Genomic DNA, 9855 nt, shown 5'->3' on the forward strand with positions numbered 1-9855 from the left:
GCCCAAGCGCTCCTTTAGGCAAACTTCAGATGCCCTCTCGTCGATCGAGGGCCCGCAACTCTGCATCGATCTCATCGATCACCCGTTGCGCGGCCGCCCGAGGGTCTGTCGCACTACGAATCGGCCGCCCTACGACGAGATAGTCTGCGCCGAGCCGTATCGCGTCCGACGGCGTTGTCAGGCGCACGTGATCGTCCGCTCCGCTCCACTTCGGACGAATCCCCGGACTCACCAGCGTTACGTCGGGTCCGAACGCGGCTCGACACGTCCCGATGGCCGCCCCCGACACGATCAGCCCGTCGCAGCCCGCGGCCAGCATCTCCCCTCCCCGCTCCACGATGTAGTCCTCCGCGCTGATTTCCGGCCGGCCGAAGTTCGCGGGCGACAGGCTCGACAACAACGGCACCATGAGGAACTGCGGAAACGGATTCTCTCCGCGCGCTTTCCGGCCAGCGGCCAGACTGTGACGCGTGAAGACGTCATCCCTGCTCTCCGCCAGGGTCACGAACCTGATGCCCAACTCCCCTGCGTGGTCGACGAAGTCCGCAATCGTGTTGCTGATGTCGCCCGCCATCTTCAGGTCGATGAAGATCCCGCCGCGCCGATGCTCCTGAATCCGTCGCACGAGTCCGTAGAGATCACCGGCCAGAAAGAGACGCAGACCGATCTTGAAAAAGGCGACGTTCTCCAACTCCTCCACGAGCCGCTCCGCCTCGCCATGGCTCCGAACGTCGAGGGCCACGATCAGGCGGTCCTTGCCTTCCTTCAGAACTCACCTCCCTCCCGCCTCGCGGCGGATTCTACGAATGTCCCGCGTCCCAACTCCCTTTTCGGCTGGCGCCGGCACAAACGACGGTAGCGTCTCGGCAATCAACCGGGCGGGCTCCCGCTACCGGGTAAGTTGCGCAAGGAATGTTCCACGTGGAACATCGTGCCGGAAATCCTGGCCGACGCTATGGTCCTCCCTTCCGAACCACCACCAGGCCACTCCCTTCAACCAGACCCGCTCCCTTCCCCAGCCCCGCTCCGGCCCGACCCGCGGAGCCCCCGGTCTCCCTCCCGCCGGCTCCGCCGAAGAACAACAGCGTGCCTCCGGCCCTCACCAGCCGTTCCAGGCAGCTTGCCGCCCCCGCGTCCAACCGGACTCCGCGCACCGTCAGAACGTCGTGAGCGCCCTGCAGCTCCGCGCGGTCCAGCAGTTCCTCGTACCTGCAGGGCTCCACCACGACGCCGTCCAGCTTCAGTTGCCGAACCGCTTCGCGGAGGAACGCCGCCTTCCGCTCCCTCGCTTCCACCAATCTCACGACCAGCCGGGGCCTCGCGATCCTGATCGGAATCGCCGGTGAGCCGCCACCCGAGCCGATATCCACGAGCGCCGCCGCCCCCCGCGGGATGCGCCGCTCCGCCAGCAACGGTTCGACGACCAGCCGGTCCAGACCCTGGTCATCCGCACGCAGCGCCGTCAGATTCATGTGCTCGTTCCACCGCAAGAGCAACGCCACATACGCCGCCAACCGCGCGGCCAGCGCCGGCGCCAGCGGCAGCCCCGCCCGCTCCGCCCGCCCCTGCAGCCGCTCCGTCAGCCCCGCCTCCGCCACGACTCTCTCGTCCCTACGCGCGCACCTTGGCGCCAATCAATGCCACGGCGGCCGGCGTCACGCCGGGAATCCGCAGCGCCTGCCCCAGCGTTTCCGGCCGCGTCTCCGTCAACCGCTCCGCAATCTCCCGGGACAGCCCTGGCAGGTTCGAGTACGAGAACGACGCCGGGATACGGCGACCCTCCAGGCGCCGCGCCCTTTCGATCGTCGCTTCTTGCCGCTCCAGATACCCCGCGTACTTGAAGTGCGTCTCCACGCTCCAGAGATCCTCTCGCTCCTCCCCGGGCGCCACCTCCAGCCGCAACTCGTTCCCCCTGGCCAGCCAATCGAGTTCCACATCCGGCCGCCGCAACGCCTGCGACGCCCGCGCACGCTTTCCGTCCGCCAACGTCACCGTCGTCCGCGCCACCCGGCGCGCGTTCTCCTCGAACCGCGACCGCCGGTCCCGAAAGCGCGCCCACCGCCGGTCGTCGACGAGCCCGACCTCGCGCCCCCGTTCCGTCAGGCGGAGATCGGCGTTGTCGATCCGCAGCAACAGTCGGTACTCCGCCCGTGACGTGAACATGCGGTACGGTTCCAGGCAACCACGCGTCGTCAGGTCGTCGGCCAGCACGCCCAGATACGCCTCGTCCCGACCGAGCACCAGCGGCTCCTCGCCGGCAACGGCTCGCGCCGCGTTGATACCGGCCAGGATCCCCTGACCCGCGGCCTCCTCGTATCCCGACGTCCCGTTCACCTGGCCGGCCAGAAACAGCCCCGCCACGCCCTTCGCCTCGTAGCTCCGCAACAGCGCCGTCGGCTGCACGAAGTCGTACTCCACGGCATAACCCGGCCGCATCATTTCCGCATCCTCGAGTCCCGGGAGCGCGTGGACGAGGGATTCCTGGACATCGACCGGCAGGCTCATCGAATACCCGTTCACATAGACCTCGTCGACGTCGAGGCCCTCCGGCTCCAGAAGGATCTGGTGCCGTTCGTGATGGGGGAACCGCATGACCTTGTCCTCGAGCGACGGACAATAGCGCGGCCCGATTCCCTCGATCTGACCGTTGTACAGCGGCGACCGGTCGATGTTGGCCCGCACGATCTCGTGCACGCGCTCCGTGGTGTGCATCTGATGACACGCGATCTGCGGCCTGTCGATGGGCCCGGTCATGAACGAGAACGGTACCGGCTGCTCGTCTCCCATCGCCTTCTCGAGCCGCTCGAAGCGGATGCTCCCCCGGTGGAGCCTGGGCGGCGTCCCCGTCTTCAGGCGGCCCCACGGGAGGCCGAGCGCCTTCAAGGATTCCGCCAGGCGCCGCGACGGCGGCTCCCCGGCCCGGCCGGCCGGCGTACGTCTCGGTCCCACGTGCACGAGGCCGTTCAGGAAGGTGCCCGTCGTCACCACGACCGCTCGCGCGTGGAGCCTTTCGCCACCGGCGTCTCCATCGGCGGTTTCGAGTTCGATCCCCGTGACGCGGTCCCGCCGCACGATCACGCCTCCAACGCGGCCGACGACCCAGGTGAGGCGTTCTTCCCGGCGGAGCGCCCCCGCGACCCACGCACTGTAGCGGCGCTTGTCCGCCTGCGCCCGCGGCGAGCGCACGGCGGGGCCTCGACTGCGATTCAGCAGCTTGAACTGGATACCGGTTGCATCGATCGCCTCGCCCATCAGGCCGCCCAGTGCGTCGATCTCGCGCACCAGGTGACCCTTTGCCGTGCCGCCTATGGCGGGGTTGCAGGGCATGTGCGCCACGGTCGCCTCGGACAGCGTGCAGATCGCGACCCGACATCCCATTCGGGCCGCTGCACGGGCCGCCTCCACGCCCGCGTGTCCTGCCCCGATCACGATGACGTCGAATCGACTCTCCACCCGGCAACCCTCCGCTTCACTTTCCGATGCAGAACTGCTCGAAAATGCGTTCGAGCACGGCATCGGGAGTGCGCCTTCCGGAAATCTCCTCGAGTGCGCGCCGCGCCTCCTCCAGATCCGCCAGCACCAGTTCCTCCGAAGCACCCGCGGCCGCAGCCTCCGACGCCCGGCGGAGCGCTGCTTCCGCCTTGCCGAGGAGATCGATGTGCCGCACGTTGGAGATGGCCGGCGTGTCGCGAATCGGCGCCCCGCCCTCGATCACTCGCTGCAGCGCACCCCGAACCCCTGCCGCGGCGCTGCCGTCGATCAGACAGGTCTCCAGCAGGGGCCGGCAGGCCGCCATCCGCGGCTCCGCCGCCGGCGACCACGCGGCTCGCAGGTCCCGCTTGTTCGCTACGACGAGCCTCGGTCGGGCCGCCGTCTCCTCCAGCAGACCCCAATCATCCGCATCGAGCGGCCGGGAGCGATCGAGAACGACGATGACCGCCGCAGCCACGCCGAGCGCCGCACGAGCCCGGCGAACGCCCTCCGCTTCCACCTCTTCGCTCGCGGCGCGGATTCCCGCCGTATCGACCAGGGTTACGGGAATGCCCCCGAGATCGACGGTTTCGGTCACGAGATCCCGCGTCGTCCCTGGGGTGTCCGCCACGATGGCCCGCTGTGCCCCGCACAACGCGTTGAAAAGAGAAGACTTGCCTGCATTCGGCCGCCCTGCCACAGCCACCTGGCAACCGTCGCGAATCAGCCTTCCCCGTTGCGCCGAGACAATCAGATCGCGGACCCGCGCCGCGAGACTCGCTGCTTCCACGCCGGCGGCCCGCGCATCGATGAAATGATAGCCCTCATCGGGAAAGTCGAGCGATGCCTCCAGCCGCGCCACCAGGTCGAAGAGCACGCGATCCAGCACGCCGATTGCCGCGGTAGCGGTTCCCTCGAGTTGATCGAAGGCCATACGCGCCTGGCGCGGCGTAACCGCGGTGACGAGGTCGTGGATGGCTTCGGCCTGCACCAGATCGAGGCGGCCGCGGAGAAAGGCACGCAAGGTGAATTCGCCCGGTTCGGCCAATCGGGCGCCCGCCGCGGTCGCCGCCGCCACGATCTGCCGCAGAATCACCGGACTCCCGTGACCGCTGATCTCGACGACGTCCTCGCCGGTGTACGAGCGCGGGCCCGGAAAGTACGTTGCCAGAACGCGATCCACGGGGCGACGATCGGCGGGATCGAGAGCGTCGGTCAGCGTGGCGCGCCGCGGCGCCAGCCTGGACGAGGTGGAGAGAATCCGGCCTGCGATGCCGACCGCGCCTGGTCCGCTCACACGCACGATGCCCACGCCACCCGGACCGGGCGGCGTCGCGATGGCCACGATCGTGTCGTCGGTGGCGAACATCCGCGTCCTGACCCGGCGGGCGCCCGTGCGGGACGGATCGCCACGCCGTGGGCCGACCGGCTCGCAACGTGCGTAAAGCGCGGCGGAGAACCGCCGATCACCTCACTCGGAAGCCGTGATGAGCACCGTCTTCAGGAAGGCGTCCCCGACGCTCTCCGACGACACGCCCTCCAGATCGGCGACCGCCAGATGCACGATCCGCCTGGCGTAGGGGTTGAGAGGACCGATCTCCTGGGCCTCTCCGGTGTCGCGAGCGCGTTGCGCGAGGATCCGTGCCGACTCGCGCAGCTCGCCGTCCTTGCCCTTCCGATAGTCCAGGCAGTCGACCACGATATGTCCATCGGCGTGCTCGCGCCGAAACGCGGCGTTGACCACGTGCTGCAGGGCATCGAGCCCCGCTGCCTTGCGTTGGAGAAACACGTCGGAACCGTCCCCGGCGAGGCGCACCCGCGTGCCGTCCTCGATCCGCTCGACCTCGACGTCGAGCGCCAGGCCCAGCGCCCGGCCGATTCCCCTGACGAAGTCGCCCATTTGCGTATCGAGTGCGTCACTCACTTTGCCTGGCCTTCTTTCCGGATCCGGTTCCCCGGCCGCTCTTCTTCACGCGGCGTTCGGCGGGCGGCCGCACGGTGCGCGTCTTCGGGGGGCCGATGACCCGATTCGTCACGACGGTCTGCAGAATCCCGATGACGTTGCTCGTCAGCCAGTACAGCACGAGCCCGCTCGGCGCCCAGACGAACATGAACGTGAAGACCACCGGCATGAGCATCATGATCTTCTGCTGCATCGGGTCCGCCTGGGTCGGCGTCATCTTCTGCTGCAGCACCATCGAGGCGCCCATGACGATCGGCGTGATGTAGAGCGGATCCTCCACCGACAGATCGGTGATCCAGCCCACGAACGGCTCGCCCCGAATCTCGACCGCCGACCGGAGAAGGCTGAAGAAGGCAAAGAGAACCGGAAAGGTGAGGAGCATCGGCAGGCACCCGCTCGCCGGGTTCACCCCGCGATCCCGATAGAGCGCCATGATCTCCTGGTTCATCTTCTGCTTATCGGGATCGGTGGCCTTCAGGTGCGAGTACCGTTCCTGAATCGCCTTCATCTCCGGCTGGACTTCCTGCATCTTGCGCATCGAGACGACGCTCTTGTGGCGCAGCGGGAAGATGACGATGTTCACGAGAATCGTGAGGATGATGATCGCCCAGCCCCAGTTGCCCACGTACGCGTGGACCCAGGTGAGCGAGCGGTGGAGCGGCACCACCAGCCACCCCAGCCACCCGAAGTCGATCGATCTGATCAGGGCCGCGTCCACCTGCTCCAGCAGGTCGAACTCCTTCGGCCCGACGAAGAAAGGCAGGTCGATGGTCTCTCCGGGCGCCCGCAGGCTGAACGCCATGAGCTCGCGCGCCGATCCGTCGGGCGTTCGCGGCGGCAGCGGCACATAGCGATACGCCACGTCGGCCTCCTGCCGGCCGACTAGCGCAACCGCAAGAAAGTAATGATTGTCGACCCCGGCGAAGCCGATCTGCCCGCTGTACGCCGGGCGCGCCACGACGTCCGAAGACGTCGGCCGCGTGATGCCCTCGTCCTCCACGCCCTCGACGCCCACGAGGCGGCCGAAGATTACGCCGCGCGGTCCCTCGCGGTAGACCATTCCCGAACTCGACGACTCCACGCCGCCCAGCGCCGGACCCCATGCAACGCGCGGCGCGAGCCGGCTGTCTCCATCGAATGCCGCGGCGCGGAAGTGCACGAGGTAGCCGTGCATGCCCGGCTCGAACTCGTACTCCTTCCTGATGCGGAATCCGGACGAATCCTCGAACTCGAAGGCCAGGGTCTCCGAGCGGTCGGCGACCGCGACGCGCGACGCGCTGGGTCGATACAGCGCTTCGGCAGCGCGGGCGGTCAGCTCCGGGTCCTCGAACACCAGGGAGAACGGCGGCAGCTCGACGATCGGCAACTCGCCCGGCACGAGGTCTATCGGCGCACCCGTCTCCCGGTCCAGGTGCTCCTTGAGCAGCCAACTGACTGGTGAGGCGCCGCGATTCCGGAAGACCGCGCGTACGCGCGCGCTCTCGACCACTACATCGCGGGGCTCCTGGTCGGCGACCACCGGCGTGATCTCCTCGCGCGGTGGGGTCTCCGGACCGGCCGCCGGCGCGGCCGGAGTCGACGTTGCCGCCGGCGCCGGCGACTGATCGGGTGCGACGGCAGGCAGCGCCGGCTGTGGCGGCGCATCGGTTCCGGCCACCTCGCGCGGCGGCGCCGGCGGCGGTACGACGAGACTCTGGTACACCAGGAGCACCAGCAGGGAGAGAAGGAAAGCGAGCAGGACTCTTCGTTCCATGAGTGGGCCTGTTACTGTACGCCGGGGCCAGAGAGTCTGTCTCTAGGGAGCATCGGCGCGCGGGCCGCGCGGCGCGGGAACCTGGTCGAGGCCGCCGCGACACAGAGGCTGGCACCGGACCAGCCGGCAGGCCGCGAGCCATCCTCCGCGAATCGCGCCATGCCGTGCGACTGCCTCGACGGCGTAGGCGGAGCACGAGGGCACGAACCGACAGTGCCCTCCCAGCACCTGAGCAAGGGTCACCTGATAGGACCTAATGCCGACCAGCAGCAGCCGCGCCGCCAGGGACGGTGCGCGGGCCGCGATCGGTCGCCCGACCTTCACGGGTTCGTCCGTGCCGCCGGAGAGTGGCGTGATAGTCGGCATCGAGCGCCGCGAATCGAACGTCGGGAAACCCGGGCCGCAGCAACGCGACGACATCGAAGCCCGGAAGGCCTCTGCGGCGCCTGAACAGCTCGCGCATCAGGCGCTTGGCCCTGTTTCGCCGGACCGCCCCTCCGATCCGGCGCGTCGCAATGATACCCAGCCTGCTCCGGTCCAGACCGTTCGGAAGCGTGAACAGAACGAGATGGCGGCCGTGGATGCGGACACCCTGCCGCTGCACGCTGAGGAACTCCCCTCGGCGTCGGATCCGGTCGCGCCGGGAAAGCCTCCGATCCACGTCTGCGCGCCACCGTGATTCACGGGCCGGCCCGGCGTCGGCTCGTCGACACGCGGCCGGGCGCACCGTCTCGCTCGCGCAACCGGACCTGTCGACTATCTGCGCCGTTCCACGCCGCGCTCACCTGCTCAGGAAACCGAAAGGCGCTTCCGCCCCTTGGCCCGGCGCCGCCTCAGGATTTCCCTGCCGGTCTTCGTGCTCATGCGCTTGCGGAACCCGTGGGTCCGCTTGCGCCGCCGGTTGTTCGGCTGATACGTGCGTTTCATGCTCTGATCATCCTCGCGGCCCGTCCTCGGCGGACACACCCGACGTGAAACGATCATGGTAGCCACCGCACCGGACGCATGTCAACGAAAACCGGAGCCCGCGCGACCTGCTCCACGAGTCGCTGGCCGGTTGTCGTCGTCCGGCGAGTGTGGTAGATTTTCGGTCCCGGTCGCGAGGCGGCACCCCCACACAGAGATTTTCCACAGGGTGTGGAAGAAACTGTGGATAAACAGGATGCCCATCGCCGTGCGGATCGGTCAGTGAGGGTTTGCTGGACGACGGTACAGATCACCGCAGGGATTCTTCACCCCCGCGTCGGCCCGTCGCCCACGGAATCAGCGAAACCGGCGGCAGCCGCCGGAGCAACCGCACCTCGATGCCGAACAACGTCTGGTCCGAACTTCTGGCGCGCATCGAGACCAAGGTCAACCGTCACAGCTTCAACACCTGGTTCAGCCCGACCGTCTTCGTGGAGGACACCGGCGACCGCGTCACTGTCCGCGTGCCCAGCGAACTCTGCCGGAACTGGCTCACCAAGCACTACACCGCCGTAATCACGGAAGCCACCGCGGAGGTGCAGCGCAGCGGCGTCAAGATCGCCTTCGTCATCGACGTGGACGCGGGCACCGTCGAGCCGCAGTCGCCATCCGCCTCCCGCGCCTCAGCCCCCGGCGCGGCGGCACGCGGCTTGAACCCCCGCTACACCTTCGACTCGTTCGTCGTCGGCTCGTCGAATCAGTTCGCCCACGCCGCCTCTCTCGCCGTGGGCGAGGCGCCTTCCCGTTCGTACAACCCGCTCTACCTGTACGGCGGCGTCGGTCTGGGCAAGACGCACCTGATGCATGCGATCGGCCACTACCTGCTCGGTCAGATGCCCGACCTCAGCCTCACCTACATCTCGTCCGAGCGCTTCATGAACGAGATGATCAACGCGGTCCGCTACGACCGCATCCTCGATTTCCGGGAGCGCTACCGGAAGCTCGACGTCCTGATGGTCGACGACGTGCAGTTCCTGTCCGGCAAGGAGGGAACCCAGACCGAGTTCTTCCACACGTTCAACTCGCTGTACGACGCGCAGAAGCAGATCGTCATCAGCAGCGACTGCCCGCCGCACGAGATCCAGCAGCTCGAGGAACGCCTGAGATCGCGATTCGAATGGGGCCTGATCGCCGACATCCAGTCGCCGGATCTGGAAACCAAGATCGCGATCCTCAAGAAGAAGGCCGAGGCCGAGACCGTCCCGCTGCCCGATGATGTGGCGCTCTACATCGCCAGCGGCATCAAGTCCAACGTCCGGGAGCTGGAGGGATCGCTCATCCGACTCATCGCGTACGCCTCGCTGACCGGCAACGCGATCTCGCTGGCCCTGGCCCAGGACGTCCTCCGCAACATCCTCCACCGCGACGAGCAGCCGGTGACCATCGACATGGTCCAGAAGTTCATCGCCAACTACTACAGGCTCAAGCTCGCCGACCTGAAGGGCCGCAACAGCTCCAAGGCGGTGGCGCGCCCAAGGCAGATAGCGATGTTCCTCTGCAGGACCCTGACGGACGCCTCGCTCCCGCAGATCGGCAAGAGCTTCGGCCGCGACCATTCGACCGTCGTCCACTCGATTCGCAAGGTCGAGGGGCAGTGCAAGGCCGACCGCGAGTTCCACAACCTGGTCAACAGCTTCATCGAGACGTTCCGCTAGGAGTCTGCGCCGCAGAAAACAGATGCGACAATTGTAGGCGCGAGCCG

General features: G+C 67.8%; 10 protein-coding genes. 1 reads left to right on the top strand and 9 read right to left on the bottom strand.

Annotated features, from left to right (window positions below; all coding sequences use genetic code 11):
- Positions 1-25: 25 nt before the first annotated feature.
- The 9 genes from pyrF to F4X11_04910 form a co-directional block, all read right to left on the bottom strand.
- Complete coding sequence (gene pyrF, locus F4X11_04870) at positions 26-769, bottom strand: orotidine-5'-phosphate decarboxylase (GenBank protein MYN64347.1); 744 nt, start codon at positions 767-769, stop codon at positions 26-28.
- Positions 770-953: 184 nt separating this feature from the next.
- Positions 954-1598 (bottom strand): 16S rRNA (guanine(527)-N(7))-methyltransferase RsmG, encoded by a 645-nt coding sequence (locus F4X11_04875; protein ID MYN64348.1) that lies wholly within the window; start codon positions 1596-1598, stop codon positions 954-956.
- A gap of 13 nt (positions 1599-1611) precedes the next feature.
- Positions 1612-3516 (bottom strand): tRNA uridine-5-carboxymethylaminomethyl(34) synthesis enzyme MnmG, encoded by a 1905-nt coding sequence (mnmG, locus tag F4X11_04880; protein ID MYN64349.1) that lies wholly within the window; start codon positions 3514-3516, stop codon positions 1612-1614.
- Positions 3470-4840 carry a tRNA uridine-5-carboxymethylaminomethyl(34) synthesis GTPase MnmE gene (gene mnmE, locus F4X11_04885; GenBank protein ID MYN64350.1) on the bottom strand — a complete coding sequence of 457 codons (1371 nt, stop codon included), beginning with the start codon at positions 4838-4840 and terminating at the stop codon, positions 3470-3472. The genes mnmG and mnmE overlap by 47 nt, the downstream gene beginning before the upstream one ends.
- A gap of 102 nt (positions 4841-4942) precedes the next feature.
- A complete protein-coding gene (locus F4X11_04890) occupies positions 4943-5395 on the bottom strand; it encodes a hypothetical protein (protein MYN64351.1) in 453 nt (150 codons plus the stop codon).
- Positions 5388-7187, bottom strand: coding sequence for a membrane protein insertase YidC (yidC, locus tag F4X11_04895; protein ID MYN64352.1), 1800 nt, complete (start codon positions 7185-7187; stop codon positions 5388-5390). The genes F4X11_04890 and yidC overlap by 8 nt, the downstream gene beginning before the upstream one ends.
- Before the next feature lie 42 nt (positions 7188-7229).
- Complete coding sequence (yidD, locus tag F4X11_04900; GenBank protein ID MYN64353.1) at positions 7230-7553, bottom strand: membrane protein insertion efficiency factor YidD; 324 nt, start codon at positions 7551-7553, stop codon at positions 7230-7232.
- The gene (rnpA, locus tag F4X11_04905; GenBank protein ID MYN64354.1) at positions 7441-7848 is read right to left on the bottom strand and encodes a ribonuclease P protein component; all 408 of its coding nucleotides are present in this window, start codon (positions 7846-7848) and stop codon (positions 7441-7443) included. Before rnpA ends, yidD begins: the two co-directional genes overlap by 113 nt.
- 128 nt (positions 7849-7976) lie before the next feature.
- On the bottom strand, positions 7977-8114 hold the full coding sequence (locus F4X11_04910; GenBank protein MYN64355.1) for a 50S ribosomal protein L34: 138 nt from the start codon (positions 8112-8114) through the stop codon (positions 7977-7979).
- 377 nt (positions 8115-8491) lie between these two features.
- Between F4X11_04910 and dnaA the strand changes: the two genes are divergently transcribed.
- Positions 8492-9808 (top strand): chromosomal replication initiator protein DnaA, encoded by a 1317-nt coding sequence (gene dnaA / locus F4X11_04915; GenBank protein ID MYN64356.1) that lies wholly within the window; start codon positions 8492-8494, stop codon positions 9806-9808.
- The last annotated feature ends 47 nt before the right edge of the window (positions 9809-9855 follow it).

The organism is Acidobacteriota bacterium (assembly GCA_009861545.1).
Classification (GTDB): Bacteria; Acidobacteriota; Vicinamibacteria; order Vicinamibacterales; family UBA8438; genus WTFV01.

Coding starts and splice junctions, on each gene's coding strand:
- mnmG (MYN64349.1), bottom strand. CDS start 3,516: ATGCCGTGCTCGAACGCATTTTCGAGCAGTTCTGCATCGGAAAGTGAA.
- mnmE (MYN64350.1), bottom strand. CDS start 4,840: ATGTTCGCCACCGACGACACGATCGTGGCCATCGCGACGCCGCCCGGT.
- yidC (MYN64352.1), bottom strand. CDS start 7,187: ATGGAACGAAGAGTCCTGCTCGCTTTCCTTCTCTCCCTGCTGGTGCTC.
- yidD (MYN64353.1), bottom strand. CDS start 7,553: ATGCCGACTATCACGCCACTCTCCGGCGGCACGGACGAACCCGTGAAG.
- F4X11_04910 (MYN64355.1), bottom strand. CDS start 8,114: ATGAAACGCACGTATCAGCCGAACAACCGGCGGCGCAAGCGGACCCAC.
- dnaA (MYN64356.1), top strand. CDS start 8,492: ATGCCGAACAACGTCTGGTCCGAACTTCTGGCGCGCATCGAGACCAAG.